Genomic DNA, 26121 nt, shown 5'->3' with positions numbered 1-26121 from the left:
TCATGCCGCTGGCGCGGACACGCTGTCGTCGCCGAAGCCGCGCCGACGCGGGTGGCCGGGGGATCGGGGGCGGACTTGTTCCCGATCCCCGGCCCCTGTTGTCCCGCACCTTCCTCTTGTCCCTCATCAGGCGTCAGAAGCGTGCTCCATCCAGCCTCTTACAGGCGGCCGGTACGCTCGGCCGCCGGGACCCGCACCAGAGTGTGCTGGATGTCCGCCCGTCCCCGACGAGAGGGTTCTCTCATCGTGCGTGTCCCGTCGCTGACGCCGGCCCTGGCCGGCGTCGCCCTGCTCGCCCCGGCCGCACTGCACGTTCCGGCCGCACTGCACGTTCCGGCCTCAGTGCCCGTCCCGGCCGCCCCCGTCCCGCCACGGGAACGGCCCGCCGCCCGCAGCGAGGGCGCGGTGGCCGCCACTGACCTGCTGGCCCGGCTGGGCGAATGCCACCGGATCTCCCGCGGCCGGTACCGCACCGACGCCGGCAGACCCGCGACCGTGCCCGTCTGCGGCACCCAGGACGCCGTCTTCTGGAAGGCCGACATGGACATCGACTGCGACGGACGGTCCACCGCCCGCTGCAACCGCCGCACTGATCCGCAGTTCGCCACCATGACCGCCTACCAGCAGTCCGACGGCCGGCATCTGAACGCCGAGACCCTGCCCTACATCGTCGTCCCGGCCCCCAGCCGTATCTGGAACCCCCGCAAGCACGGTGTACGGGGCGGCTCGGTCGCCGCCGTCATCTACCGGGACCGGGTGCAGTACGCCGTGGTCGGCGACACCGGCCCGCGCGACCTCATCGGCGAGGCCTCCTACGCCACCGCCCGGGCCCTCGGCATCCGGGCCGATCCGCGCAGCGGCGGGGCGCCCTCCGGGGTCACCTACATCGTCTTCAAGCGCTCCCGTGTGCACCCCATCGAGGACCGCACGGCGGTCGCCGCCGCAGGAGCGCGGCAGGCCAGGCTGTTCATCGCGAACAGATGACCAGCCGGCCCCCGTGGTCGTGTCACACCTTGCGGTAGCCGTACGCCTCCGCCGCCGCGGCCTCCACCGCGTCCAGGTCGGCCCCGGCGGCGGCGGTGACCACCGCCGCCACCGCGCCCTCGACGAACGGAGCGTCCACCAGCCGGGTGCCGTCCGGAAGTTCGTCGCCCTCGGCGATCAGCGCCTTCACGGTGAGCACGGCACTGCCGAGATCGGTGAGCACCGCCACCCCCACGCCCCGGTCCACCGAGGCCGCCGCGGCGCAGATCAGCTCGGCACTGGTGCCCAGCCCGCCGCCCTCGGCGCCGCCCGCCGGAGCCACGGGCACCGCCGGCGCTCCGCCCGCCAGGCCCTTCGCCAACTCGGCGACCGAGGCGGCCACTTCCGCGCTGTGCGACACCAGCACGATCCCGACCACCTTCTCGTCACTCACCGTCCGCCCTCCGCCGCCTCTTCGAGACCGGCGATCAGCAGCGCCGACGAGGTCGCCCCCGGGTCCTGGTGGCCGATGCTGCGCTCGCCGAGATAGCTCGCCCGGCCCTTGCGGGCCTGCAGCGGGGTGGTGGCCACCGCGCCCTCCTCGGCGGCGGCCCGCGCGGCGCCGAAGCCGTCGCCGAGCGCGTCCACGGCCGGTACCAGGGCGTCGATCATCGTCTTGTCGCCGGGGGCCGCCCCGCCCAGCGCCATCACCCCGTCCACGCCCGCGCGCAGCGCCTCGGCCAGCTGCTCCTCGCTGACCTCCGCGGCCTCGCCGAGGGCCTTGCCGGTCCGGCGCAGCAGCGTGCCGTACAGCGGACCGGAGGCACCGCCGACCGTGGAGATGAGCTGCCGCCCGGCGAGCACCAGGACCGCGCCCGGCGTGTCCGGCGCCTCCTTCTCCAGGGCTGCCTGTACGGCGGTGAAGCCACGCTGCAGATTGCTGCCGTGGTCGGCGTCCCCGATGGCCGAGTCGAGGGCGGTGAGCCGCTCCGCCTCGCGGTTCACGGACGCGGCGGTCGCCGCCATCCAGCGGCGGAAGAAGTCGGCGTCGAGCACTGGATCTCCTTGCGTGGTAGGGGTGATGACCGGCGTGCTACGGGTGAGGGTCGACTCGTCCGCCGTATCACATCCCCCACCGCAGCGCGGGAGTCTTCACCGGCGCGTCCCACAGCCGCAGCAGTTCCTCGTCGGCCTGGCAGAGCGTCACCGACACGCCCGCCATGTCCAGTGAGGTGACGTAGTTGCCGACGAGCGTGCGGGCCACGGCGACCCCGCGCTCGCGCAGCACCCGCTGCACCTCGGCGTTGAAGCCGTACAGCTCCAGCAGCGGGGTGGCGCCCATGCCGTTGACCAGCACCAGCACGGGGCTGCGCGGCGGCATGTCCTCCAGGATCACGTTCACCGCGAAGTCGGCGATCTCCCCGGAGGTCATCATCGGCCGCCGCTCCCGGCCCGGCTCGCCGTGGATGCCGATGCCCAACTCCAGCTCGCCGTCCGGCAGATCGAAGGTGGGGCTGCCCTTCGCCGGGGTCGTGCAGGCGCTGAGCGCGACACCGAAGCTCCGGGAGTTCTCGTTCACCTGACGCCCGATGGACTCGACCCGCTCCAGCGGCTGACCCTCGGCCGCGGCGGCGCCCGCGATCTTCTCCACGAACAGCGTCGCACCCGTGCCGCGCCGCCCGGCCGTGTACAGGCTGTCGGTGACCGCCACATCATCGTTGACGAGCACCTTGGCGACCTGGATGCCCTCGTCCTCGGCCAGTTCGGCGGCCATGTCGAAGTTGAGCACGTCGCCGGTGTAGTTCTTCACGACGAACAGCACACCCGCGCCGCTGTCCACGGCCGCCGCGGCACGTGCCATCTGGTCCGGCACCGGGGAGGTGAACACCTCTCCGGGACAGGCGGCGGAGAGCATGCCCGGGCCCACGAACCCGCCGTGCAGCGGCTCGTGCCCCGACCCGCCACCGGACACCAGCGCGACCTGCCCGGCCACCGGAGCGTCCCGGCGGACGATCACCCGGTTCTCCACGTCCACGGTCAGATCGGGATACGCGGCCGCCATCCCGCGCAGCGCGTCCGCCACGACGGTCTCCGGGACGTTGATCAGCATCTTCATGGGTACCTCCTGGTGGGACTAGCACATGGGCCTCTGACAAGAGCAGGGCGTCAGGTATCCCTTGTTGATCGGTGGCGTTGCGGTCGGAACCCTGTTGTCGGCAGTATCGACCTTGCAGCAGTGAAGGTCACGTGGAGCGGAGCAGACGCCTGCGAATGCCGTCTGCCCAAGAACACTGGCCGGGGCGGACGATGCCCCGTGGGAGTGGCCCCCCGAGGAGCGGATGCGACTGCTCGCGTCGTGGGCTGCCGGCGAGTACTACGGGAAGGAGCCCTCCGCGCTTCCGGCCGAGGAGAAGCCGACTGCCCGGTGAGCCTTCGTGGCCCTGCGGACGACACTGAGGGAAGGAGCACGGGCATGGCGCTCGTCCTGGTGACCGGAGCCTCGACAGGACTGGGTCTCGCGACGGCGTCCGCCCTCGCCGACGCGGGACACGACGTAGTCCTCCACGCCCGCCACACCGAGCGCCTCGAGGAGCGCAGCGTTGTCGACCGGATGCGGGAGGTTCTCTTCGGCGACCTCTCGCACCCGGAGGAGACGATTCGGGTCGCAGAGAGTGCCAACGCGATCGGGCGCTTCGACGCGGTCATCCACAACGCAGGTGTTCTCCGCGGCCCGGATGTGCTGGCCGTCAACGTGGTGGCGCCGTACGCCCTCACGGCGACGATGACTCCGCCGAGGCGCTCGATCTATCTGAGCAGTTCGATGCACCTGTCGGGATCGACACGTCTCGAGCCCACGGATCTCCGCGACCGCCGCGGCACCTACGAGGACAGCAAGCTCTACGTCACGACGCTGGCGATGGCCCTCGCCGCGCGGTACCCGCAGGACATGGCGCACGCTGTCGATCCCGGCTGGGTACCGACCCGGATGGGAGGGCCCTCCGCGCCGGATGATCTGGAGGAGGGGCATCGCACCCAGGAGTGGCTCGCGACCGCCGACGAGCAGGAGATCATCCCGCGCTCGGGCGGCTACTGGCATCACGGCCGGACGCGTCGGCCTCACCCCGCGGCACATGACGCCCGGTTCCAGGAGGCACTCATCGGCATGCTCGAAGGGCATACCGGCCTCGTCCTTCCGTCCTGACCCGCCGGATGTACGGCGTCAAGGAGCAGGGCCCGGGCATCCATGCCCACAACCTGGCCCTGCGCGGCTTCGTGGCCCTCGCCTTCGAAACGCGACCCGGCTGCACCTGCTGTGGCTGCCCGACCAGAGAGTTGAACGTCGGCTTCGCGTCCACCTCGACATCCCCACCCACGTTGAGCTTCTCCGCGCCGAACTGGAGCGACTCAGCACCCTCAACGGTATCTCCTGGCTCGTCGCCGCGGATCGCGATGGGTGTGTGGGGACCGTGAGCAGCGGATCACCGAGGCGGACCGCCGGCCGTCGGTACACCCAACGCCCCGGCAGGGACGGGAATCCGGCGTCGGCCAGGCAGAGTGCCGTTCCGCATCGGCCGGGCCGTCCGGGGAACTCGAGTGCCCGGGGACGGAAACCGCCGATGGGCGGAGGAGGTGCCGTTGCCGTGGACGACTGGGAGACATGGGAGACGCACGACGAGGTGCGGCTGTCGCCGCGCGAACGGATCGCGTTGCTGCAGATCGAGAGCTCCCTCAGGCAGGACCGCAGGTTCGCGCGGCGCATGGGCGACACCCATCGGGAGGTGTGGCTGCCGGTCGCGGTGCTGCTGCTGGGCGTCGCCTCGGCGTTCGTGGCCGTCATGGGGGTGCGCACCTCGGATCCGGCACTGCTGTGGTGCTTCGCGCTGTTGTGGCCCATGACCCTCTTCCAGGCATTCCGCCTGCTGTGCCGAACGGTCCCCCGCCATGCCCGCTCCCGTTCGGGAGACGGCGTGCGGCCGTGGCTCTGAGAGTCCGGGGACGGGTCGGCGGCAGCCGACGGCCCTGGCGGCCCGTGGATGAGAGGGGGCGCCGAGGCCCGTCGGCCCGTCCCGGCCCGACCCGGGCGCCCCGTCCCTCAGCTCTCCTTCCCCCGCCCTGACAGTGCGTCGCGCATCCTGTCGACCAGGCCCGCTCCCGGAGCCAGCAGCTTGTTGGCCGGGGGAGTGTCCGGCGCCGAGGGGTGCGGACGGGTGGGAGCCATCTTCTTGGCACGGCGCACCTTGTTGCCGAGGTCCATCAGCGCGTCCGCCGAGCAGGCTGCCTCCAGCTTCGGGAAGAGGTTCTGCTCCTCGTCCAGCACATGGGACCGGATCTCGCTCATCAGCTGTGCCATGAGCGTGTCGAACCGGGAATCGTCCGCCTCCAGGCCCTCCAAGTCCTTCATGATCTGCTCGGCCCTGGCGTGGTCCTGGATCTCCTTGTCGGCCATGGCGTCCCCGCCGGTGATGTGCTCGCGCACCGCCGGGTACAGATAGGACTCCTCCGCGACCGAGTGCCGTACCAGCTCGATCGTCGCCTGGTCGGCGAGGTCCTTGCGGTCCTGGGAACCGGGCGGCAGCGCCGCGATACGGCCGAAGATCTCCTCCACCTCGCGGTGATCGGTCGTCAGCTCCTGGATGACGTTTCCGCCGTGACCCATGTCGTCACCTCCTGCGAGACATCGGCGGCCCATGAGCGGCCTGCCGTCGCCGCGCCGAGTGCCCCGGGTACGCCGCGCTACACCGCGCGTCCGCGCGGTATCAGCGCACCGAGTGCCGGGCCGCCGCCGGCCGGCCCGCCCCGGACAGCGCCCACCGCCACCAGTGGTCCAGCAACTCCTCGGTCAGCGCCCCGGCGTCCACCAGCGCCGGCCTGCCCACTGCCCGGGCCTGGGCGCGCACCTTGGCGCCGCCCGCGACCGGGTCCACGGCGATCACCGGGGTGCCGGTGCGCAGGGCCAGCACCAGGCCGTGCAGCCGGGTGGTGACGACGAGATCGCAGCGGGAGACCAGCGCCAGGAACTGCTCGGCCGTGGCGCACAGCCGCCAGTCGTCCGCGGCCAGGCGGGTGTCGGCCGGGAGGCGTGCGCAGTCCTTGCCGGCCAGCCAGCCGGTGAGCCGCGCGTTGACCTCCTCGTGCCGGCGGCGCGCGCCGTACTCGCCCTGCCCGTGGGAGAGCACCAACCCGGCCACGGGCGGCAGCGGGCCCGCCGGGGCCGTGGCCGCGAGGTCGCGGCGGGCCGGGGCCGCGGTGCCGTCCCGGGCGATGATCTCGTGGAAACCGGTGGCCGCGGGATCCGCCGGATCGACGACCGAGACGCCGGCGGCCAGTCGCCGACAGGTCCCGAACCTGGCATGCAGCGCGGCGACTTGGGGTCCGTGCACCGGGCCGCACACGAAGAGTAGAGTGTCGTACGCCTCCGGCCGGACCGCCTCCAGCGACAGCTCGCCGGGACGGAAGCCCGGGCTCCACGCGGTGTCGTGCCGGATGCCCGCCCGGGTCAGCTCGGCCGACGTGTGCCGCTGGGCGAGCACGTCCCCGGCCGTCGCCTCCCCGTCCCGGAAAACTGAACCAGCCGGTCAGCAGCACGCGCCCGGGAGACCGGCCGGGCTGCCGCAGAGCACCCAGCAGCGCCGCGGTGACCTCGTCGTACATGGCCGTGTCCAGCTCCCTCCGGGTGTCGCCGCCAGTCGTCTCCACCTGCTCCGACGTCGTTGGAGTCGCGCGAGTGCCCGGCCTTCAGGACAATAAGGATGCAACGTGTGAAACCAACTGGCAGGGGGACACAGTGCGAATGCCGTCCAGCAAGTGGCGGCCGACCAGGGCGGTCCTCCGGACCAGCGGGACCGAGCCCTGTCCTTGATCTCCCCAGCACTTTCCTCAGCGGGCCCGCACGTTCGGGCCCGCCGACGCGGTACGCGCCGAACGCCCAGGCAGGAGCGTTCCCGGGGCGCGACGACGTGACGAAGGAACAGCCCTCCATGACTGGTGACACACCGTTTTTCTGGCGGCGCGCCCTCGTGACCGGAGGCGCCGGTTTTCTCGGCTCCCATCTGTGCGAAAGGCTGCTGGATTCGGGGGTCGAAGTCGTCTGCGCCGACAATCTCGCCTGCGGGCGGCGTGCGAACGTCGCCGCTTTCGAGGACCGGCCCGGTTTCCGGTTCGTACAGGTCGACGTCTCGGCGCCGGACTGCGTGGAGCTGCTGCCGGGGCCGTACGACCTGGTGCTGCACTTCGCCTGCCCGGCCTCGCCGGCCGACTATCTGCGCCTGCCCCTGGAGACCCTGGACGTCGGCAGTCTCGGCACCCGCAACGCGCTCGCGATCGCCGAACGCGACGGGGCCCGCCTGCTGCTCGCGTCGACCTCCGAGGTGTACGGCGACCCGCTGGTGCATCCGCAGCACGAGGGCTACTGGGGCAATGTGAACCCCGTCGGCCCGCGCAGCGTGTACGACGAGTCCAAACGGTTCGCCGAGGCACTCGTCACCGCGCACGCCGGGACCAGGCGCACCAACGCCGGGATCGTGCGGCTGTTCAACACCTACGGGCCGCGGATGCGGGCCCACGACGGCCGCGCGGTGCCCACCTTCATCTGCCAGGCACTGGCCGGGGAGCCGGTCACCGTGACCGGCGACGGCAGCCAGACCCGCTCGCTGTGCTACGTGGAGGACACCGTCGACGGCGTCCTGCGGGTGGCCGCGAGCAGGTCCGTGCGGCCGGTGAACATCGGCGGCAGCGACGAGATCACCGTCGCCGACCTGGCCCGCCGGGTGGTCGCCCTGACCGGTTCCCGGTCACCGATCGCGTTCGTCGACCGGCCCGTCGACGACCCCGGCCGGCGCCGTCCCGACACCACCCTCGCGCGCGAACTGCTCGGCTGGTCACCCCAGATCCCCTGGGAGGAGGGGCTGAAGCAGACCATCGCCTACTTCGCCGGCCAGCAGCCGGAGGGCGAGCCGGCCTCAAGGCCCCTGGAGGGAGATTCGGCCTCCAGCCCGGCGGAGGAGCCGGCTTCCCCGCCACCGGTGGGTGAGCCCGTGCCGGAGCCGCCGATCGCTGAGCCTGCGACGGAACCGCCGCTGGGTGAGCCCGCGCCGGAGCCGCCGATCGCGGAGCCGGCAGGGAAGCCGCCGATCGCTGAGCCCGCGTCGAAGCCGTCGGTCGGGGAGCCGCCGCCGGAGCCGCCGGAGTCGCCGGGCGAGGCGTCGGCCCGGTGGCTCCCGGAAGGCACATCCGCGCCGCAGTCCTGACCCCCGACCGCCAGCGTCCTGGAGACAGCGCATGCACGTCCTCGGTATCAACGCACTCTTCCACGACCCCGCGGCCGCCCTGCTCACCGACGGCAGGGTCGTGGCGGCGGCGGAGGAGGAACGGTTCTCGCGCCGCAAACACGGCAAGCGGCCCGTTCCCTTCTCCGCGTGGGAACTGCCTGAGCAGTCCGCCCGCTGGTGCCTGGACCAGGCCGGCCTCACGCCGTCCGACCTGGACGCCGTCGCCTACTCCTACGACCCCTCGCTCGCCCGCCCCGCCGACCGGATGGGCCTCGACGACCCCTGGGACCACCTGCGCCAGGAGTACGCCCGCCAGGCCCCGAACTTCCTCGCCGAGACCCTGCCCGGGCTCGACCCGGCCAAGGTGCGGTTCGTCCCCCATCATGTGGCGCACGCCGCCTCCGCCGGGCCGGTCTCACCGTACCCGGACTGCGCCGTCCTCGTCCTCGACGGCCGCGGTGAGTGCGGCTCCCATCTGGCCGGCCGCTACACCAACCGCGAGCTGACCGTCCTCGGGACCCAGCAACTGCCGGACTCCCTCGGCCTGTTCTACGAGGACCTCACCCAGCACCTCGGCTTCCTGCGCAGCAGCGACGAGTTCAAGGTGATGGCGCTCGCCTCCTACGGCACCCCACGCTTCGCCGGCCGGCTGCGGGAGTACGTGCAGGCCGACGAGCAGGGCGGTTTCCGCGCCCGGCCCGTCCCCTGGGCCGAGCTCGTCGCGGCCCGCCCGGCAGGCGGCACCTGGAGTCAGGACCACGCCGACCTGGCCGCAAGTGCCCAACTCTGCCTCGAGGAGGCCATGCTCGCCCTGGCCCGGTGGCTGCGCGAGCGCACCGGTGAGGACGCGCTGGCCATGGCCGGCGGCGTGGCGCTGAACTGCGTCGCCAACACCCGGTTGTGGCGGGAGAGCGGCTTCGGGCACGTGTGGGTGCAACCCGCCGCCGGTGACGCCGGTACGGCCCTGGGCGCGGCCGCGCACGTCGCGGGCCAGAAGGACACGCTGGAGCCGATGCCGACCGCCGCCCTCGGCCGGGGCTGGAGCGACGCCGAGCTGCGGGAGTGGCTGGAGCGGGCCGCCGTACCGTACGAGAGGCCCGCCGACATCGCCGAGACCGCCGCCGAGGCGCTGGCCGCCGACGGGATCGTGGCCTGGTTCCAGGGCCGCAGCGAGTACGGGCCGCGCGCCCTCGGCCACCGCTCACTGCTCGCCCACCCCGGCAAGGCCGCCAACCTGGAGCGGCTCAACGCGGTCAAGGGCCGCGAGGAGTTCCGGCCGGTCGCGCCCATGGTGCTCGCGGAACGCGCGGCCGACGTCTTCGACGGGCCGCTGCCCAGCCCGCACATGCTCTTCGTGCACGACGTGGCCGCCGACTGGAAGGACCGCATCCCGGCCGTGGTCCACGTCGACGGCACTGCCCGCATCCAGACCGTCGACCGCGCCCAGGAACCCCTGGTCGCCCGGATGATCGACGGGTTCGAGCGGCGCACCGGGCTGCCGGTGGTCGTCAACACCAGCCTGAACACCGCCGGCCGGCCCATGGTCGACGACCCGCGCGACGCGCTGGAGTGCTTCGGCTCCGCACCCGTGGACCTGCTGGTGCTCGGTCCGTTCGCGATCCGCCGCGGGAAGGCGTTCGCATGACCGACGCGCCCGCCTACACCGTCGTCGTCCCGACGATCGGCCGCTCCTGCCTCGCCGAGTGCCTGCGCGCGCTCGGCGAGGCGGAGGGGCACCCGCCGCACGAAGTGATCGTCGTGGACGACCGGCCCGAGTGCGACGGCGACCTGCCGCTGGCGGCGGCAGGGCCGCTGCTCGACCGGATACGGACCCTGCGCACCGGCGGCAAGGGCCCGGCCGCCGCCCGCAACGCCGGCTGGCGCAGCGTCGGGACCCCCTGGACGGTCTTCCTCGACGACGATGTCCAGGTGTTCCCGGACTGGTCCCGGCTGCTCGCCCAGGACCTGCGCGAGGCGGGAGAGGACGTCGGCGGCATCCAGGGACGGCTGCATGTCCCCCTGCCCCTGGACCGCCGGCCCACCGACTGGGAACGAGGCACCAAGGGCCTGGAGAACGCCGCCTGGGCGACCGCCGACATGGCCTACCGCACCGAGGCGCTGGTCCGAGCAGGCGGTTTCGACGAACGCTTTCCGCGCGCCTTCCGCGAGGACGCCGACCTCGCCCTCAGGGTGCAGCGGGCCGGCTGGACGCTGCGGCGGGGCCGGCGGATCACCTGTCACCCGGTCCGTCCGGCCCACTGGTGGGCCTCGCTGCCCGCGCAGCGCGGCAACGCCGACGACGCGCTGATGAACCGGCTGCACGGCCGCGACTGGTGGGCCCGCGCCCAGGCACCGCGCGGCCGCCTGCCCCGCCACCTGGTGGTGACCGGTGCCGCTCTCGCCACGGCCGCCTTCGCCTTGGCCGGCCGCCGGCGCGCCGCGACCGTCTGCGCGGCCCTGTGGACGCTCGGCACGGCCGAGTTCGCCCTCGCCCGCATCCTGCCCGGCCCCCGCACCGCCCGGGAGATCGCCGGGATGCTCGGCACCAGCGTGCTCATCCCGCCCCTCGCCGTCCGGCACTGGCTGCGCGGAGTCGTCCGCCACCGGCACGCCGAACCCCTGGGAGGTGCCGGGTGAGCCCCTTCTCCGCCGTCCTGTTCGACCGCGACGGCACCCTTGTGGCGGACGTGCCCTACAACGGCGACCCCGACCGGGTCCGGCTCCTGCCCGCCGCTGCGGCGGCCGTCGACCTCGCGCGCTCCCACGGCCTGGTCGTCGGGGTGATCAGCAACCAGTCCGGCATCGGGCGCGGACTGCTCACCGCCGACGACGTACGCCGGGTCAACGAGCGCGCCGACGCCCTGCTGGGCGGCCTGGACACCTGGGTGTTCTGCCCGCACGCCCCGGACGCCGGCTGCGACTGCCGCAAGCCGCGCCCCGGTCTGGTCCTCGCCGCCGCCGCGCGGCTCGGTGTCCCGCCCGGCGCATGCCTCGTGATCGGCGACATCGCCGCCGATGTCCAGGCGGCACGGGCGGCGGGCGCCCACGGGGTGCTCGTACCCAACGCGGCCACCGCACCCGAGGAGGTGGCCCGCTTCGCGGCGCAGAGCGCCCCCGACCTGCTCACCGCGGTGCGCACGGCACTTGCGGCCGCAGCCGACCCGGACGGGACGCGCTCGGGCTCGCCGGAGGTTGCGGGAGCGATGTGCTCGGCTTCGCCGGAAGTTGCGGGCGCGGTGTGCTCGGCTTCGCCGCAGGCCACGGCCCCCGGCCGGGTACGGTCGCTGTCGCCGGACGCCAGGGCTGACGGCCGGATGGGGTCGTGTTGGCCGGACGCCAGGGCTGACGGTCGGATGGGGTCGTGTTGGCCGGACGCCAGGGCTGACGGTCGGATGGGGTCGTGTTGGCCGGACGCCAGGGTCGACGGTCGGATGGGGTCGTGTTGGCCGGACGCCAGGGTCGACGGCCGGATGTGGTCGTGTTGGCCGGACGCCAGGGTCGACGGCCGGATGTGGTCGTGTTGGCCGGACGCCAGGGCTGACGGCCGGATGTGGTCGTGTTCGCCGGACGCTACGGCCGCGAGCCGGATGGGGTCCTCCTCACCACAGGCGACGACCCCTGGCCGGATGGGGTCCTCCTCGCCGCAGGCGACGGCCCCTGGCCTGACGGCGTCATCCCCGGCCGACCCCGCAGTTCCCGGCCGGACCCTGTGGTCGTCGTCGCCGGACTCGGCGTCTCCTGCCGGGGAGCGCCCGTCCCGGCAGGGCGCGGCGGCTCCGGACCGGGTGTGGCCGTCCGATGGGGACACGGCGGTTCCGGGAAGGAGGCCGTCGCCATGAAGGCCCTCGTCGTCCGGCTCGACAGCTTCGGGGACGTGCTGCTCGCCGGTCCGGCGGTGCGTGCCGTCGCCGCCCACAGCGCGCACGTCACCATGCTGTGCGGTCCGCGCGGCGCGGACGCCGCCCACTTGCTGCCCGGCGTCGACGAGGTGCTGGTGTGGGAGGCGCCCTGGGAGGGTTTCGACCCGCCCGACGTGAGCCCGGACGATGTCGACACCCTGCTGGACAGGCTGCGCGCCGGGGCCTTCGACGCCGCGCTCGTCCTCACCTCCTTCCACCAGAGCCCCCTGCCCACCGCGCTGCTGCTGCGCCTCGCGGGCATCGGCCGGATCGGTGCCGACAGTGTCGACCACCCCGGACGGCTGCTCGACGTACGGCACCGGCGGCTGCCGGGCCGCCACGAGGTGGAGGCGGCCCTCGACACCGCCGCCGCCATGGGCTTCCGGCCGCCCCCAGGGGACGAGGGCCGGCTGCGCGTCCTGCCGCCCCCGGACACCAGCGGCCTGACCGGCAACGGCCCGTACGTCGTCCTGCACCCCGGTGCCAGCGCCCCCGCCCGCGCCTGGAACCCACGGCGCTGCGCGGACGCGGTGGCCCTGCTCACCGACGCCGGGCACCGGGTGGTCGTGACCGGCGGCCCGCACGAGCGGGTGCTCACCCGGTGCGTGAGCGGGGACGTGGGCGTCGACCTCGGCGGGCGGACCAGCCCGCGCACCCTCGCCGGGGTGCTGCGCATGGCCGACGTCGTCATCAGCGCCAACACCGGGCCCGCCCATCTCGCCGCCGCCGTCGGCACGCCGGTCGTGTCCCTGTTCGCACCGGTGGTCCCGGCCGAGCGCTGGGCACCGTACGGCGTCCCGGTCATCCTGCTCGGCGACCAGTCGGCGCCGTGCGCGAACACCAGGGCGCTGACCTGCCCGGTGTCCGGACACCCCTGCCTGGACGAGGTCACCGGGCAGGACGTGGTGCGCGCGGTGCACAAGCTCATCCAGGAGCGGCACACATGAACATCCTCGTCTGGCATGTGCACGGATCGTGGCTCACCGCCTTCGTGCAGGGCCCGCACACCTACCTGGTCCCGGTCACCGACGACCGCGGACCCGACGGGCTCGGCCGGGCCGTGACGTGGAACTGGCCCGGGACCGTCCAGGAGCGCACCCCGAAGGAGCTGTGGGACTGCGACATCGACCTGATGGTGCTGCAACGGCCGCACGAACTCGGCCTGGCCCTGCGCTGGACCGGCCGCCGGCCCGGCGTGGACGTGCCCGCCGTGTACGTCGAGCACAACAGCCCCGACGATTCCCCCGAGCGCCAACTGCACCCGCTGGCCGCGCAGTCGGCGATCCCCGTCGTGCACGTCACCCACTTCAACCGGCTGATGTGGGACAACGGACAGGCCCCCACCGAGGTCGTCGAGCACGGCATCATCGACCCCGGCCACCGCTGGACCGGCACCGAGCGGCGCGCGGCCGTCGTGGTCAACGACCCTGTGCGCAGGGGCCGTACGACCGGCACCGACCTGCTGCCCCGGTTCGCCCGGTCCGCGCCCCTGGACGTCTTCGGCATGCGCACCGAAGGACTCGCCGACCACCTGGGGCTGCCGCCCGAACGCTGCCGCACCCGAGATCTGCCCCAGCACGAACTGCACCGGGAGATGGCCCGCTGCCGGCTCTACCTCCACCCGGTGCGCTGGACCTCGCTCGGGCTGTCGCTGCTGGAGGCGATGTTCCTGGGCATGCCGGTGGTCGCCCTCGACACCACCGAGGTGCGCGAGGCGATACCCGAGGGCGCCGGGGTGGTCTCGAACCGCCTCGACGTACTGGAGGACGCCGTACGCGCCCTCCTCGCCGATTCCGGGCTCGCCCGCCGCACCGGCGCGGCGGCCCGGGCCGCGGTACAGGCCCGCTACGGAGAGCGGCGCTTCCTGGACGACTGGGAGCGCCTGATCAAGGAGGTCACCCGATGAGCCGCATTCCGCACACGGCCGGGCGCATCGCCATGGTCTCCGAGCATGCCAGCCCGCTGGCCGCGCTCGGCGGACCGGACGCCGGCGGCCAGAACGTGTACGTGGCACAGGTCGCCCGGCAGCTCGCCAGAAAGGGATACCGGGTCACGGTGTACACCCGGCGGGACGCGGCGGGCCTGCCGGACCGGGTGACGCTCATCGACGGGGTACAGGTGGTGCACGTGCCCGCCGGACCGCCCGTGCCCGTCCCCAAGGACGAACTCCTGCCGCACATGACCGAGTTCGGTTCCTTCCTGGCCCGGCAGTGGTCACTGAGCCCACCGGACGTGGTGCACTCCCACTTCTGGATGTCGGGCCTGGCGGCCCTCGCCGGCGCCCGGGAGCTCGGCATCCCGGTCGTGCAGACCTATCACGCGCTGGGCACGGTGAAGAAGCGCTACCAGGGCGCCGCCGACACCAGTCCGCCGCAGCGCCTCGCCATCGAGGAGGCCGTCGGCCACGAGTGCGCCCGTATCATCGCCACCTGCAGCGACGAGGTCGCCGAACTGAAGGCCATGGGCCTGAACGAGGACCGGATCAGCGTCGTGCCCTGCGGCGTCGACCCCGACCAGTTCGCGCCCGCCGCCCGCACCCGCCCGGCCGGCATGCGCAGGCGGCTGGTGTCCGTCGGCCGGCTGGTGCCCCGCAAGGGCTTCGACCGCGCCATCCGTGCCCTGGCCGGCATCCCGGACGCCGAGCTGATCGTCGCGGGCGGCCCCGAGGCCGACCTTCTCGGCAGCGACCCCGAGGCCCAGCGCCTGTGCACCATCGCCGGCGAGTACGGCGTCATCGACCGCGTCACCCTGCTCGGCGGGGTCAGCCCGGCCCGCATGCCCCGGCTGATCGCCGGCGCCGACCTCGTGCTGTCGCTGCCCCGCTACGAGCCGTTCGGCATCGTCCCGCTGGAGGCCATGTCCTGCGCCACGCCGGTCGTCGCCACCGCGGTCGGCGGCCAGCTCGACACGGTCGTGGACGGCACCACGGGCGTCCTGGTCCCGGCCGACGACGACCACGACCTCGGCGCCGTCGTGCGCGCGCTCCTCGACGACCCCGACCGGCTCGCCCGGTACGGAGCCGCCGGCCGGCAGCGGGTGCTGACCCACTACACCTGGGACCGGGTGGCGGACGGCGTGGCGGAGGTGTACGGCGCCGTCGCCTCGGTCCCCCGGCTCTCGGGGGTGGTGCGATGAGGACCGTCAGCGACACCACGCACTGCGACGACCTCGCCAAGGCCCTCGACGCGTTCCGCGACCACGGCTCCCTCATCGCACAGTGGGGCAACGAACTCGCCCGCCGCCTGGGCGCCGGGGCCCGGCTGCTCGTCGCGGGCAACGGCGGCAGCGCCGCCCAGGCGCAGCACCTGACCGCCGAACTCGTCGGCCGCTACCGCGACGACCGGCCGCCGTTCTCCGCGGTCGCCCTGCACGCCGACACGTCCGCCACGACCGCGATCGCCAACGACTACGGCGTCCAGGAGATCTTCGCCCGGCAGACCCTCGCCCACGGCCGTCCCGGAGACGTGCTCATGCTGCTGTCCACCAGCGGCGCGAGCGCCAACCTGCTGACCGCCGCCGACCGCGCCCGCCGCCTGGGCATGACGGTGTGGGCGCTGACCGGCCGGGCCCCCAACCCGCTGCAACTCGGCGCCGACGACGCGCTGTGCGTGGACGCGCCGGTGGCCGCCACCGTGCAGGAACTCCACCTGGTCGCCGTACACATGCTGTGCGAGGCCTTCGACCAGGCCGTCGAACGCGGGGCCGACCGGGCCGGCTGCGACGGGGTGGACGGCAGGCCGGGCGTCGTCGGCCGGCTCGTCAGCCGGGCCCGTACCGTCGGCCGGTCCACGCCCGGCGCGCCCGAGACTCACCGGAAGGGACACGCATGACGAGCGCCCGTACACCCCTGGTCGTCGTGGGCGACGCGCTGCTCGACCACGATCTGTGCGGCCGGGCCGAGCGCCTGGCACCGGACGCGCCCGTGCCGGTGGTGCACGGCACCCGGCGCAGCTCCCGCCCCGGCGGCGCGGCCCTCGCCGCCTGCCTCGCCGCCGCCGACGGGCGTCCGGTCACGCTCGTCACCGCGCTCGGCGACGACCCCGCCAGCGACACCCTGCGCGGGCTGCTGGCCGGCCGCGTGGACCTGATTGAGGTGCCGCTGGAGGGCGCTCTGAGCAGCAAGACCCGGGTCATGGCCGCAGACCGGCCGCTGCTCCGCCTGGACGACGGCGACGGACGCGCCCGCGCGGCGACGGGCGCCGCCGAGGACGCCGTCACCGGTGCCGCCGGCATCCTGGTCGCCGACTACGGCCGGGGCACCGCCGACGTCCTGCGCGACGCCCTCGGCCGGACGGCGGCCCCGCTGGTCTGGGACCCCCACGTACGCGGCCTGCCCCCGGTCCCGGGCGTCCGCCTGGCCACCCCCTCCGCACAGGAGGCTCGCGCCTTCGCCCGGCACCTGGACGCCGACGGCTCCGGCGACGAGGCCGGCCTGCGCACCGCCGCCCGGGACGCCCGCGCTCTCGTCCGGGCCTGGCAGGCGCAGGCCGTCGCCGTGACGCTCGGCGAGCGCGGCGCACTGCTCTCCCACGGCGAGACCCCGCTGCTCGTGCCGACCCCGGCCGCCGTGGCGGGTGACCCCTGCGGTGCCGGCGACCGGTTCGCAGCGGCGGCGGCCGGCGAACTCGCCGACGGCGCGCTCACCGAGGCCGCCGTACAGGCCGCCGTCCACGCCGCGACCCGGTACGTCGCCGAGGGCGGCGCCCGCGCGGTCGCCACCGAGGAGCGGCCGGACACACCCGAGCCCACCCCGGCGGGCGGCGACATCACCGGGGACGCCGTACGCCTGGCCGCCCGGGTCCGGACCGCGGGCGGCACCGTCGTCGCCGCGGGCGGCTGCTTCGACCTGCTGCACGCCGGGCACGTCGCCCTCCTCCAGGCCGCCCGCCGGGCCGGCGACTGCCTGATCGTGTGCGTGAACTCCGACGCCTCCGTGCGCCGCCGCAAGGGCGCCGGCCGCCCCCTGGTGCCGGCGGCCGACCGGGTTCGCGTGCTGCGCGCCCTGGAGTGCGTCGACGCGGTCGCCGTGTTCGACGAGGACACGCCCGAACGCATCCTCGGCGAACTCCGCCCGCACATCTGGGCCAAGGGCGGCGACTACGCCCGCACCGAACTGCCCGAACAGCCCCTGGTGGAGAGCTGGGGCGGCCAGGTCCTCCTGCTGCCCTACCTCGACGGCCGCTCCACCACAGTCCTGGCCCGCCGCGCGGCCCTGGCCCCGGCCTCCACAGGAGGACGCCCGCGGTGATCACCGAGAGCCCCGCCCACCCCGCCCGGCCCAGCACCCCGCGGGCCCGGCCCGCCGTGTTCGGGTGTGCCCCCGCCGACGCGACCCGGCAGCGCGGCCCGGACGCGTCCCTCGCCCGCCGCGTGGTACCCGCCCGCCATGCCGCCGCCGCTCCCGCACCCCTGGAGGACCCGCTCGGTGACCGCTCCGCCCCACCCCCCGACCATCCTGGTGCTGCGCGCGCTCGGCCTCGGTGACCTGCTGGCCGGCGTGCCCGCGCTGCGGGGCATCCGCCAGGCCTTCCCCGGTCACCGGATCCTGCTCGCCCAGCCCCCGGGCCTGACCGAGCCGGCCCTCGCCACCGGCGCGATCGACGCCGTGTTCCCGGCCGAGGCCCCCGGACGGGCCGTGCCGTCCCTCACGCACTGGACCGGCGCGCCGCCCGACCTGGCGATCGACCTGCACGGCAACGGCCCCGAGAGCCGCGACGCCCTCGCCGCCGTACAGCCGCGCCGGCTGCTCGCCCACGCCTGCCCGGACGGACCGCCGTGGCAGGCCCAGGCCCACGAACGGGACCGCTGGTGCGCCTTCCTGCGCGCCTACGGCATCCAGGCCGATCCCCTGGACCTGCGGCTGCCCCGCCCCGGGACCCGGTCCGTCGCGCCGGGCGCCGTGGTCGTGCACCCCGGCGCGGCCTCCGGCGCACGCCGCTGGCCGGGGGAGCGGTTCGCCGCCGTCGTACGGAGCCTGCGCGCGGCCGGACACCATGTGGTGCTCACGGGCGGCCCCGGCGAGGAGGCCCTGGTGCGTTCGGTCGCCGAGCGCAGCGGACAGCGCGCCGACGACATGCTCGTCGGCGGCCTTCCCTACCGGGAGCTGTCCGCGCTGGTGGCCGAGGCGTCCCTGGTGCTCAGCGGCGACACCGGCCTGGCGCATCTCGCGGTCGCCCACGGCACCCGCTCCGTCACTCTGTTCGGCCCCGTCTCCCCGCGCCTGTGGGGACCGCCCCCGAGCCCTGGCCACCTGGCTCTGTGGAAGCCGGGCCCGCCCGGCGATCCGCACGGCCGCACGCCCGACGCCCGGCTGCTGCGCATCCGCTCCACGGAGGTCGCCGCGGCCTGCCTGACACTGCTCCAACCGGCCCGCGGCGCGCGACAGGCCGGACCCGAGGCGGCGCATGTCCACTGAGTCCGCCACCGGCCTCACCCACCGGGACACCGCCGCCCGCGACCCGCGGATCACCGTCGCCGTCATCACCCGCGACCGGCGGGCCAGCCTGCTGCGCACCCTCGCGCTGCTGCGCCGGCTGCCCGAACGCCCCGCGTGATCGTCACCGACAACGCCTCGGCCGACGGCACCGCCGAAGCCGTCGTCCGCGACTTCCCCGAGACGACGTTGCTGGGCCCGTACCGCAACCTGGGAGCCGTCGGCCGCAACCTCGCCGTCCGGCACGTGCGCACGCCCTACGTCGCCTTCTGCGACGACGACACCTGGTGGGAGCCCGGCAGCCTGCGGCGCGCCGCCGGCCTGCTCGACGCCCGGCCCCGGCTCGCCGCCGTCACCGCGCGGAACGTGGTGGAACCGGGCGGCACGGAGGATCCCGTCGTACGGGAGCTGCGCGAGTCCCCGCTCGCCGGACCCGACTGGCTCCCCGGACCGGCCCTCGGCTCCTTCCTCGCCGGTGCCACCGTGCTGCGCACCGAGGCCTTCCGGTCCGGCGGCGGCTTCCACCCCGGCCTGTGGCTCGGCGGCGAGGAGGAGCTGCTCGCCTGCGACCTGCTGCGACAGGGCTGGTGGCTCGCCTACGCCGAGGACCTCACCGTCCACCACCAGGCCTCCCGGCTGCGCGACAGCACGGCCCGCCGTGACCTTGGGATCCGCAACACCCTGTGGTTCACCTGGCTGCGCCGCCCGCTGCTGCCGGCGCTGCGCCGCACCGGGTATCTGATGCGCACCGTGCCCTGGGACTTCGCCTCCGCGCGCGCCTTCGCCCGCCACCGCCGGGCTGCCGTGGGTGCTGCGCCAGCGCGACCCGGTGCCGCCCGACCTGGAACGCCGGCTGGCCGAGCTGGAGCGGGCCCGCCGAACCTCACCCGCCCGGCGGTATGTCGGCTGAACCGCCCCCGGTGCGACACGCCCGTGGAGAATCGTTGCGTCGGGCGTGGGGCGGGGGCACAGTGAACGTCCCGGTCAAGACGCGGCTGGCTGACTCCTTCCCGACCCAGGAAGCCCGATGCCCATGGATAAAGGTCAGCTGTCCCGTGCCCGGGTCCGCCCCGGCGGCCCGGCCCCGCTGCTCCTCCAGACCGTGCACGAACACCGGCCCGAGGCCGGCGCCGTCTGTGTCCTGAAGGCGCGGGGAACCGTGGACGCCACCAACGCCACGGAGTTCTCCGAGACGCTCGCCGAGCACATCGCCCAGGCCGACCGGATCGGCGAACACCCCGTGCTGGACATGACCGAGGTGTACCTCGCCTGCGCGGCCGCGGTGCGGGCCGTGGACCGGGCCACCGGGGTCCTGGCCTTCTCCGGACGCGCCCTGCCCGTCGTACAGCCCCGGCCGCATGTGCGGGAGGCGCTGCGCGCCGCGGGACTGCCGGGCGTCCGGGTGCACGCCACCATGGCGTCCGCCCTGAACTCCCTGGAGGCCCGCAGGCGGGCCGGCCCACGGCCCGGCGGCACCGGTTGGTGAGCGCACCGGCCCGACCCGTCCGGCGCGGTGGGGGCGGGGCCGGCGGCCGGGCCGTCACCGTGCACAGCGGTCAGGAAGAGGCCGCCCGAGTTCGTCGCGCCGTCCTGTCCGGGTGATGCCATGAGTCCCTCTTCCGAACCGTCCGCCGCCCCGGCACCGCTCGTCATCGAGTCGTGTGTCGTCGACGGGCTGCCCGCCGAGGCGGCGCTGCTGCTGCGCATGTCCGGCAGCCTGGACGCCGCGGGCGTCCAGGCCTGGTCGGCGGAGCTGCGCGGCCACCTCGAACAGGCGGACCGCGCGGGGCTGCGGCCCGTCCTGGACATGGCCCATGTGCAGCTCGGCGGCGCCGCCGTGCTGCACACGCTCAGCGAGGCGACCCGGTCGCGCGCCGGACGCCCGGACCTGATCATCGTCCGCGCACGGCCCGGGGTGCGTGAGGCCGTGCACCTCGCCCGCCTCGACGGCGTCCGGCTCTACGCCAGCCTCGACGAGGCGATGCGGGAGCTGGCCCGGGTCGGCTCCCGGGTGGAGGAGCTGCCCGCCTGGCGGTCGCAGATGGCGGATCCGCTGCGCCCGAGCTACGAGGATCTGCGCAAGGAGGTCCGTGCGCTGCGCGCCCGGGTGCGCACCGCCCCGGTCATCGGCATGGCACAGGGCGTGCTCATGGTCCGCTACGGCCTGCCGGACTCCGGTTCCGCCTTCCGGGCGCTGCGCGAGGCCTCGCAGCGGTTCAACGTGCCGTTGCGCGTCCTCGTCTCCGCCGTGGTCGTGGCCCGGCCGCCGGACGGCGAGGTGTGGTTCCCCGGCCGCCGCTCCCTGCCCGTGCCGCAGCTGCGGATCCTGGGCCGCGACGGCCGCGACCCCCGCTACCGGCGGCAGATGATCGACGCCGTGCTGCACGAGGCGCTGGCCATCGGCCGGGCGCCGGCCGGATACGTGCGGTTCGTGGACCCGGCCGTGAACGCGCTGATGCTGGAGACCCACCACGGCTGCGCAGAGACGTTTCTCGACCTGCTCGTGCGCGGCCGGGACGAGGGCACGGCCGACGCGCTCGCCCGGTTGCGCGGACGCCGGGTGAGCGTGCCCGACGTGGCCGGCGACGCCCTGCTCTCCGAGGAGGCCCGGCGCGTCCTGCTGAGCACGGGCACCGGCGCCCTGCAGAGCGTCCCGGTGCTGAACGCGACCGGGTCCTGCATCGGCGTGATCACCCTGCAGTGGCCCGACACCGGGCACCGGCCGACCGCCGCCCGGGCCGAGGCCCTCGGTCTGCTGGCCTCCGACACTGCGGCCTGGCTGAGCTGGTACCACCGCTCGGTGCTGCTCGACGCCCTCGAACACCTCCACCGGACGGTGACCGGCTCCGCCGCGCCCGCCGAGGACGGTGGGGGTGACCCGCGCCGTCCTGGGAACCCGGAGTCGGTAGGCACCACGCACCACCCGGAGGGAGCCCGGCGCATGTCCAATCCGCAGCAGCCCGAACAGCGGCGCAGTGACAAAGGGGGCGGCACGCCGCAGGACAGTGGCCAGATGAAGGCCCGGCAGGCAGCCGAGCGTGCCGCGGGCGGCCGCCCGCACGGCTCGGACAAGGGCGAGAAGGGCGGCGGCGAGGGCGGCGGCGTGCCTCCCGCGCAGCGGCCGGATCATCCCTGAGTTCCCGCGCCCCAAAGGGGCGCGGGCTGTCTGATGTGCGGCCACCGTCGCGCGGGCGCGATGAGCCGCCCGTCCGCGCCCCGGCATCCGGCAGCGCGCCCCGGGCTGTAATCCGCACCCGGCCCCCGCGCCGCAGGTATTACGCTCCAGGGCATGCGGATCTCCGTCTCTTCCGACATGGACGAACCCGTGGCCCGTTCACTCGTCGAAGACCTGCGGCGGCGCGGCCACGACGTGCGGACGCACGGCGCCCTGCGCCCCGGCGCCGACCCGCAGTGGGCGGCCTGCTCGGAGGCCGCCGCCCGGGACGTGGTCGAGGGTGCCGCCGAACAGGCGGTGGTGTGCTGCTGGACCGGCACGGGCGCGTCCATCGCGGCCAACAAGGTGCCCGGCGTGCGCGCGGCGCTGTGCACGGACGCCATCACGGCGGACGGCGCGCGCCGTTGGAACGACGCCAACGTCCTCGCACTGAGCCTGCGCCTGACCTCCGAACCGCTGCTGAAGGAGATCCTCGACGCCTGGTTCGCCGGCGAGCCCAGCCAGGACCCCGAGGACCGGCAGAACGTGGCCCGCGTCGGCCGCCTGGACGCCGCCGGAATGCCTAGGGGCGTACGGCGGACCGGCGCGGGCCGGGCCGGCCGGGTGTCGCGGTGTCAGTGGGCGCCGAGTCCGCCGCCGCCGAAGGAGCCGCTGGAACCCCGGCTCCAGCGCGGGCGCTCCTTCGACGCGCTCGGCTTCGAGTCCTGGTTCCTCAGGTCGTACGGGGTGAGAGGCCGGCCGCCCTTGGGGATCTCGGGGACCTCCTCGTAATCCCTGTTCTCCCGCACCTCGCGCACCGGGCCCTCCGGCGGCAGCTTGGGCTGTTCCTCGGGCCGTGGCCGAGGTGACTCGCGGTACTTGACGCGGGAGGTCATCCAGAAGCCGCCGGCGAGCAGCGCCAGGACGCCCACGGCCACGATGAACAGGACGAGGCTCATCAGGCCGCTCGCTGCGGCCAGCTGCATCGATGCGGTATCCATAGAACAGGCATACCCCGCCCAGAACCGGACGAACCGGACACCGTGTGTGACCGGTGGTGAACGGACGGCGACCTGGCTCCTGCCGGCGGCGCGTCCGGGCGCGCCCGGACGCCATCCGGCCCCGTGCGGTGGTTTGTGGCCCTGCACCCCGGCTACCCGCACGGTGTGACAACACCGACTTCGCAGCAGCTCTACCGGTTCCTGGAGGACCGATTCGCCTGTGCCCAGGCGTGCACCGAGTGCGCCCGGGCCTGTGCGGTGCGCGCGAGCCTGGTCGACCCGGACGGCACCGAGTGCCATGAGCGGGTGCGCAGGCTGGGCATCATGTGCGCCGAGGTGTGCGACGCGACGTGCCACGTACTGTGCGAGGAGAGCCGGCAGGACGAGGGCGAGATCCGGGTCCGGCTGGAGTGGTGCCGCTCGGTCTGCCTGGAGTGCGCCCGCGCCTTCGACAAGCAGCCCGGCGCCGAGGCGGCGGCGGCCACCTGCCGGTCCTGTGCCGACGCCTGCTCGGAGTTCCTGCACAGCCTCGAGTGACCCTCGGCGGAATTCCCCCGGGGCGCATCATTCCCTATTTCTGAAACACGTTCTACGGTGTGCGCCGTCAGGACCGCCCTTGGGGAGCCTGGAGGCGCCGTGCATCTCGACCACACGCCCGAGCAGCAGCGACTGCGCGCCGAGCTGCGCGCCTATTTCGCACAGCTGGTCCCGGACAACGCCTACGCCCGGTACGCCGACCCGGTCGCGCAGAAGCGGTTCTACCGCGACACCATCCGCCGGCTCGGCACCGACGGCCGGCTCGGCGTCGGCTGGCCCGAGGAGTACGGCGGGCGCGGCATGACGGCTATGGAGCAGTTCATCTTCTTCGACGAGGCCGCGCAGGCCGGCGTACCGCTGCCGCTGATGGCGCTGAACACGGTCGGCCCGACGCTCATGCGGTACGGCACCGAGGAGCAGAAGGCGTACTTCCTGCCGCGCATCCTCTCCGGCGAGATCGACTTCGCGATCGGCTACAGCGAACCGGACGCCGGCACCGACCTGGCCGCCCTGAAGACCCGGGCCGTACGGGACGGGGACGAGTACGTGGTCAACGGTCAGAAGATCTGGACGACGAACGGCGACACGGCGGACTGGGTGTGGCTGGCGGTGCGCACCGATCCCGCCGCCCCGCCGCACAAGGGCATCACCATGCTGCTGGTGCCGACCTCCGACCCGGGCTACTCCTGCACCGTCATCAACACGCTCGCCTCGCACGACACCACCGCGAGCTACTACGAGAACATCCGCGTCCCGGTCTCCCGCCGCGTCGGCGAGGAGAACCAGGGCTGGCGGCTGATCACCAACCAGCTCAACCACGAACGCGTCACCCTCGCCGCGCACGGCACCATGGCCATCCGCGCCCTGTACGACGTGCAGCGCTGGGCCATGGAGACCAAGCTCGCCGACGGCCGCCGGGTCGCCGACCTGCCCTGGGTGCGCCGCCTGCTGGCCCGCACCCACACCCGGCTCGACGCGATGAAGCTGCTCAACTGGCAGATGGTGAGCGCCGTCGAGAACGGCACGCTCACCCCGCAGGACGCCTCCGCCGTCAAGGTCTACGGCTCCGAGGCCCGCAGGGACGCCTACGCCTGGCTCCTGGAGATCGTCGCGGCCGTGGGCCCACTGAAGGAGGGCTCGGCGGGCGCCGTCCTGCACGGCGAGCTGGAGCGCGGCTACCGCTCCGCGGTCATCTTCACCTTCGGCGGCGGCAACAACGAGATCCAGCGCGAGATCATCTCCTGGATCGGCCTGGGGATGCCGAGGGTGCGTCGCTAGCCGGTCGGGGGCCATCCGTCGGTGCGGCAAGCTCGGCCAGGTGGTGCAGCGAGTTGGTGAGATGCTCGGGGCCGAACGGCGGGAACCGGATGCCGCGATCCCGGATGAACTGCGGCACCCCCGACCAGTCGTAGGTGAGCGTGACCTCGGTCTCGGACGGACCGAGCGGCGCCAGGTCGTAACGCCAGATCCAGCCGCCGAACTCCAGGTGACCGTCGCCCTTGTCCTGCCCTGTCAGCCAGCCGATGGCGCGCGGCGGGTCGAGCACCTCGACCTTGTTGACCACCTGGTAGTCACCGTCTGGACGGTCGGAGTGGTACATGTCCATCCGGAAAATCTGCCCCACCTCGGTCAGCGGTGCCCGGTCGACGGATTCCCGAACCCAGCCGGTGCCGTCGATCGCAGCATGGGTCGTCGGGTCCGCCAGCACCGCGAACACCCTCGCGGCGGGCACGGCGACCGTGCGGGTGACGCTCACATGCTCCTGGTCCATGGTGTGCACGCTCCTTGTCGTCGGGAGGGGGACGTTCCCGACATGCAGACGATGCGGCGAGGCGGAACTCATCGGTCGTGCGGGCGGTCGGTCCGGTCCTTCGGCGGCCGGACGTCGCCGCCGGCAGCCGGGTGGCCGCGCGAGACCGACGAGTACACTGTCGAGGCAATGATCCACATGGGCGACCCCGGGCTGTTCACGCCGAGCTCCGTGACCTGGCAGATGCACGGCGATCCGATGATGTGGGTTGCCGGAGTCCGCGCGCTCTATCTCCAGGCCCTGCACCCGCGCGCGGTGCGCGGCGTCATGCAGAACTCCGACTTCCGGCGCGACGCCTGGGGCCGGCTGATGCGCACCGCGAACTTCGTCGGTACGACCACCTACGGCACGACCGAGGCCGCCGAACGCGCCGGCGCCCGCGTCCGGAAGATCCACAGCATGCTGACGGCGACCGACCCGGAGACCGGAGAGCGGTACGGCGTCGACGAACCCGAGCTGCTGCTGTGGGTGCACTGCGCGGAGATCGACTCCTATCTGCACGTGCTGCGCCGCTCCGGCTTCCCGCTCACCGACGCCCAGGCCGACCGGTACATAGCCGAACACCGGGTCAGCGCCCGCCTGGTGGGCCTCGACCCGGCGACCGTACCGGCGAGCCGGACCCAACTCGCCGCGTACTTCGAGAAGGTACGGCCGGAGCTGGCGGCGGGACCCGAGGCACGCGAGGTGGACGACTTCCTGCTCCGGCCGCCGACGCATCCCCTTCTCGTCCCGGCGCGCGAGGTGCTGTGGCGGTGCGTGGCCCAACTGGCGTACGCCGCTCTGCCGCCGTACGCCCATGAGCTGTACGGCAGACCGGCCCCCGCACCCGCCGTCGTCACCCGCCGACTGCGGGCCACGGGCGCGCTGCTGCGGTGCGTTCCCGCACGTGTGCGCTGGCAACTGCCGCCCAAACACATCCTGCGGGCCATGGCGCGGCTCGGACCGGGGGCGCGTCCGGCACCGTACAAAGTCGGGCGATAGGCCGCCATACTGGACGGGCAGGGGGGTGTGGCGCGGATCGGGCCGACGTGGTGCGGCGCGGTGCCGGGCCCGGTC

At 74.1% G+C, this 26121-nt stretch carries 24 protein-coding genes and 3 pseudogenes; 20 read left to right on the top strand and 7 right to left on the bottom strand.

Going from position 1 to position 26121, the window contains the following annotated elements; all coding sequences use genetic code 11:
- The first annotated feature begins 246 nt into the window (after positions 1 to 246).
- Positions 247 to 984: a glycoside hydrolase family 75 protein gene (locus ACZ418_RS30555; protein WP_468369629.1), complete on the top strand. Its 738-nt coding sequence runs from the start codon at positions 247 to 249 to the stop codon at positions 982 to 984.
- 22 nt (positions 985 to 1006) lie between these two features.
- Here ACZ418_RS30555 and ACZ418_RS30550 read toward each other — a convergent pair whose 3' ends face one another.
- The 3 genes from ACZ418_RS30550 to dhaK all read right to left on the bottom strand — a co-directional run bounded on the left by ACZ418_RS30550 (position 1007) and on the right by dhaK (position 3079).
- Positions 1007 to 1417: a PTS-dependent dihydroxyacetone kinase phosphotransferase subunit DhaM gene (locus tag ACZ418_RS30550; RefSeq protein ID WP_468369321.1), complete on the bottom strand. Its 411-nt coding sequence runs from the start codon at positions 1415 to 1417 to the stop codon at positions 1007 to 1009.
- Entirely contained in the window at positions 1414 to 2019 is a 606-nt protein-coding gene (gene dhaL / locus ACZ418_RS30545; protein WP_468369319.1) for a dihydroxyacetone kinase subunit DhaL, read from the bottom strand. Before dhaL ends, ACZ418_RS30550 begins: the two co-directional genes overlap by 4 nt.
- A 67-nt stretch (positions 2020 to 2086) precedes the next feature.
- Positions 2087 to 3079 (bottom strand): dihydroxyacetone kinase subunit DhaK, encoded by a 993-nt coding sequence (gene dhaK, locus ACZ418_RS30540; RefSeq protein ID WP_468369317.1) that lies wholly within the window; start codon positions 3077 to 3079, stop codon positions 2087 to 2089.
- Positions 3080 to 3436: 357 nt separating this feature from the next.
- Between dhaK and ACZ418_RS30535 the strand changes: the two genes are divergently transcribed.
- Both ACZ418_RS30535 and ACZ418_RS30530 read left to right on the top strand, forming a co-directional pair.
- Positions 3437 to 4165, top strand: coding sequence for an SDR family NAD(P)-dependent oxidoreductase (locus tag ACZ418_RS30535; protein ID WP_468369314.1), 729 nt, complete (start codon positions 3437 to 3439; stop codon positions 4163 to 4165).
- A 439-nt stretch (positions 4166 to 4604) separates the two neighbouring features.
- Positions 4605 to 4949 (top strand): DUF3040 domain-containing protein, encoded by a 345-nt coding sequence (locus ACZ418_RS30530; RefSeq protein ID WP_468369312.1) that lies wholly within the window; start codon positions 4605 to 4607, stop codon positions 4947 to 4949.
- 107 nt (positions 4950 to 5056) lie between these two features.
- On the opposite strand, the gene ACZ418_RS30525 is transcribed toward ACZ418_RS30530, so the two are convergent.
- Together ACZ418_RS30525 and ACZ418_RS30520 are read right to left on the bottom strand one after the other, a co-directional pair.
- Positions 5057 to 5620, bottom strand: coding sequence for a hemerythrin domain-containing protein (locus tag ACZ418_RS30525; RefSeq protein WP_468369310.1), 564 nt, complete (start codon positions 5618 to 5620; stop codon positions 5057 to 5059).
- A 100-nt stretch (positions 5621 to 5720) separates the two neighbouring features.
- Positions 5721 to 6494: a polysaccharide pyruvyl transferase family protein gene (locus ACZ418_RS30520; RefSeq protein WP_468369307.1), complete on the bottom strand. Its 774-nt coding sequence runs from the start codon at positions 6492 to 6494 to the stop codon at positions 5721 to 5723.
- 447 nt (positions 6495 to 6941) lie between these two features.
- Here ACZ418_RS30520 and ACZ418_RS30515 point away from each other — a divergent pair.
- The 14 genes and pseudogenes from ACZ418_RS30515 to ACZ418_RS30450 all read left to right on the top strand — a co-directional run.
- Positions 6942 to 7895: pseudogene (locus tag ACZ418_RS30515) on the top strand (NAD-dependent epimerase/dehydratase family protein); the annotation flags it as partial.
- Positions 7896 to 8241: 346 nt separating this feature from the next.
- The gene (locus tag ACZ418_RS30510; RefSeq protein ID WP_468369304.1) at positions 8242 to 9876 is read left to right on the top strand and encodes a carbamoyltransferase family protein; all 1635 of its coding nucleotides are present in this window, start codon (positions 8242 to 8244) and stop codon (positions 9874 to 9876) included.
- A complete protein-coding gene (locus ACZ418_RS30505) occupies positions 9873 to 10868 on the top strand; it encodes a glycosyltransferase family 2 protein (protein ID WP_468369301.1) in 996 nt (331 codons plus the stop codon). The genes ACZ418_RS30510 and ACZ418_RS30505 overlap by 4 nt, the downstream gene beginning before the upstream one ends.
- A complete protein-coding gene (locus ACZ418_RS30500; RefSeq protein WP_468369299.1) occupies positions 10865 to 12070 on the top strand; it encodes a D-glycero-alpha-D-manno-heptose-1,7-bisphosphate 7-phosphatase in 1206 nt (401 codons plus the stop codon). Before ACZ418_RS30505 ends, ACZ418_RS30500 begins: the two co-directional genes overlap by 4 nt.
- Positions 12067 to 13077, top strand: coding sequence for a glycosyltransferase family 9 protein (locus ACZ418_RS30495; protein WP_468369296.1), 1011 nt, complete (start codon positions 12067 to 12069; stop codon positions 13075 to 13077). Before ACZ418_RS30500 ends, ACZ418_RS30495 begins: the two co-directional genes overlap by 4 nt.
- Entirely contained in the window at positions 13074 to 14036 is a 963-nt protein-coding gene (locus tag ACZ418_RS30490) for a glycosyltransferase (protein WP_468369293.1), read from the top strand. The genes ACZ418_RS30495 and ACZ418_RS30490 overlap by 4 nt, the downstream gene beginning before the upstream one ends.
- Positions 14033 to 15265 (top strand): glycosyltransferase, encoded by a 1233-nt coding sequence (locus ACZ418_RS30485; protein WP_468369290.1) that lies wholly within the window; start codon positions 14033 to 14035, stop codon positions 15263 to 15265. Before ACZ418_RS30490 ends, ACZ418_RS30485 begins: the two co-directional genes overlap by 4 nt.
- Positions 15262 to 15960 carry a D-sedoheptulose-7-phosphate isomerase gene (locus ACZ418_RS30480; protein ID WP_468369288.1) on the top strand — a complete coding sequence of 233 codons (699 nt, stop codon included), beginning with the start codon at positions 15262 to 15264 and terminating at the stop codon, positions 15958 to 15960. Before ACZ418_RS30485 ends, ACZ418_RS30480 begins: the two co-directional genes overlap by 4 nt.
- Entirely contained in the window at positions 15957 to 17378 is a 1422-nt protein-coding gene (locus ACZ418_RS30475) for a PfkB family carbohydrate kinase (RefSeq protein ID WP_468369286.1), read from the top strand. Before ACZ418_RS30480 ends, ACZ418_RS30475 begins: the two co-directional genes overlap by 4 nt.
- Before the next feature lie 138 nt (positions 17379 to 17516).
- Positions 17517 to 18545, top strand: coding sequence for a glycosyltransferase family 9 protein (locus ACZ418_RS30470; RefSeq protein WP_468369283.1), 1029 nt, complete (start codon positions 17517 to 17519; stop codon positions 18543 to 18545).
- A pseudogene (locus tag ACZ418_RS30465) lies at positions 18535 to 19473 on the top strand (glycosyltransferase family 2 protein). Before ACZ418_RS30470 ends, ACZ418_RS30465 begins: the two are co-directional and overlap by 11 nt.
- Before the next feature lie 117 nt (positions 19474 to 19590).
- Positions 19591 to 20049 carry an STAS domain-containing protein gene (locus ACZ418_RS30460; RefSeq protein WP_468369280.1) on the top strand — a complete coding sequence of 153 codons (459 nt, stop codon included), beginning with the start codon at positions 19591 to 19593 and terminating at the stop codon, positions 20047 to 20049.
- A gap of 120 nt (positions 20050 to 20169) precedes the next feature.
- The gene (locus ACZ418_RS30455) at positions 20170 to 21699 is read left to right on the top strand and encodes an ANTAR domain-containing protein (RefSeq protein ID WP_468369278.1); all 1530 of its coding nucleotides are present in this window, start codon (positions 20170 to 20172) and stop codon (positions 21697 to 21699) included.
- A gap of 153 nt (positions 21700 to 21852) precedes the next feature.
- Positions 21853 to 22293 (top strand): annotated as a pseudogene (locus ACZ418_RS30450) (RpiB/LacA/LacB family sugar-phosphate isomerase); the annotation flags it as partial.
- 59 nt (positions 22294 to 22352) lie between these two features.
- On the opposite strand, the gene ACZ418_RS30445 reads toward ACZ418_RS30450, so the two are convergent.
- On the bottom strand, positions 22353 to 22703 hold the full coding sequence (locus tag ACZ418_RS30445) for a DUF6479 family protein (protein ID WP_468369626.1): 351 nt from the start codon (positions 22701 to 22703) through the stop codon (positions 22353 to 22355).
- 180 nt (positions 22704 to 22883) lie between these two features.
- Here ACZ418_RS30445 and ACZ418_RS30440 point away from each other — a divergent pair, with 180 nt between their 5' ends.
- Positions 22884 to 23255 (top strand): four-helix bundle copper-binding protein, encoded by a 372-nt coding sequence (locus ACZ418_RS30440; protein ID WP_468369275.1) that lies wholly within the window; start codon positions 22884 to 22886, stop codon positions 23253 to 23255.
- A gap of 99 nt (positions 23256 to 23354) precedes the next feature.
- Positions 23355 to 24533 carry an acyl-CoA dehydrogenase family protein gene (locus ACZ418_RS30435; protein WP_468369272.1) on the top strand — a complete coding sequence of 393 codons (1179 nt, stop codon included), beginning with the start codon at positions 23355 to 23357 and terminating at the stop codon, positions 24531 to 24533.
- On the opposite strand, the gene ACZ418_RS30430 is transcribed toward ACZ418_RS30435, so the two are convergent.
- Entirely contained in the window at positions 24490 to 25026 is a 537-nt protein-coding gene (locus ACZ418_RS30430; protein WP_468369270.1) for an SRPBCC family protein, read from the bottom strand. The two genes, ACZ418_RS30435 and ACZ418_RS30430, sit on opposite strands and share 44 nt — an antisense overlap.
- 177 nt (positions 25027 to 25203) lie before the next feature.
- Between ACZ418_RS30430 and ACZ418_RS30425 the strand changes: the two genes are divergently transcribed.
- Positions 25204 to 26046: an oxygenase MpaB family protein gene (locus ACZ418_RS30425; protein WP_468369624.1), complete on the top strand. Its 843-nt coding sequence runs from the start codon at positions 25204 to 25206 to the stop codon at positions 26044 to 26046.
- Positions 26047 to 26121 lie beyond the last annotated feature (75 nt).

This window comes from Streptomyces sp. NPDC030820 (assembly GCF_055572075.1).
This window is presented reverse-complemented; position numbering and strand designations above follow the sequence as displayed.

What these genes read in the sequence shown, in the direction of transcription:
- dhaK (WP_468369317.1), bottom strand. Translation starts at nt 3,079, where the DNA reads ATGAAGATGCTGATCAACGTCCCGGAGACCGTCGTGGCGGACGCGCTG.
- ACZ418_RS30535 (WP_468369314.1), top strand. Translation starts at nt 3,437, where the DNA reads ATGGCGCTCGTCCTGGTGACCGGAGCCTCGACAGGACTGGGTCTCGCG.
- ACZ418_RS30525 (WP_468369310.1), bottom strand. Translation starts at nt 5,620, where the DNA reads ATGGGTCACGGCGGAAACGTCATCCAGGAGCTGACGACCGATCACCGC.
- ACZ418_RS30510 (WP_468369304.1), top strand. Translation starts at nt 8,242, where the DNA reads ATGCACGTCCTCGGTATCAACGCACTCTTCCACGACCCCGCGGCCGCC.
- ACZ418_RS30505 (WP_468369301.1), top strand. Translation starts at nt 9,873, where the DNA reads ATGACCGACGCGCCCGCCTACACCGTCGTCGTCCCGACGATCGGCCGC.
- ACZ418_RS30495 (WP_468369296.1), top strand. Translation starts at nt 12,067, where the DNA reads ATGAAGGCCCTCGTCGTCCGGCTCGACAGCTTCGGGGACGTGCTGCTC.
- ACZ418_RS30490 (WP_468369293.1), top strand. Translation starts at nt 13,074, where the DNA reads ATGAACATCCTCGTCTGGCATGTGCACGGATCGTGGCTCACCGCCTTC.
- ACZ418_RS30485 (WP_468369290.1), top strand. Translation starts at nt 14,033, where the DNA reads ATGAGCCGCATTCCGCACACGGCCGGGCGCATCGCCATGGTCTCCGAG.
- ACZ418_RS30480 (WP_468369288.1), top strand. Translation starts at nt 15,262, where the DNA reads ATGAGGACCGTCAGCGACACCACGCACTGCGACGACCTCGCCAAGGCC.
- ACZ418_RS30475 (WP_468369286.1), top strand. Translation starts at nt 15,957, where the DNA reads ATGACGAGCGCCCGTACACCCCTGGTCGTCGTGGGCGACGCGCTGCTC.
- ACZ418_RS30470 (WP_468369283.1), top strand. Translation starts at nt 17,517, where the DNA reads ATGCCGCCGCCGCTCCCGCACCCCTGGAGGACCCGCTCGGTGACCGCT.
- ACZ418_RS30460 (WP_468369280.1), top strand. Translation starts at nt 19,591, where the DNA reads ATGCCCATGGATAAAGGTCAGCTGTCCCGTGCCCGGGTCCGCCCCGGC.
- ACZ418_RS30455 (WP_468369278.1), top strand. Translation starts at nt 20,170, where the DNA reads ATGAGTCCCTCTTCCGAACCGTCCGCCGCCCCGGCACCGCTCGTCATC.
- ACZ418_RS30445 (WP_468369626.1), bottom strand. Translation starts at nt 22,703, where the DNA reads ATGCAGCTGGCCGCAGCGAGCGGCCTGATGAGCCTCGTCCTGTTCATC.
- ACZ418_RS30430 (WP_468369270.1), bottom strand. Translation starts at nt 25,026, where the DNA reads ATGGACCAGGAGCATGTGAGCGTCACCCGCACGGTCGCCGTGCCCGCC.
- ACZ418_RS30425 (WP_468369624.1), top strand. Translation starts at nt 25,204, where the DNA reads ATGGGCGACCCCGGGCTGTTCACGCCGAGCTCCGTGACCTGGCAGATG.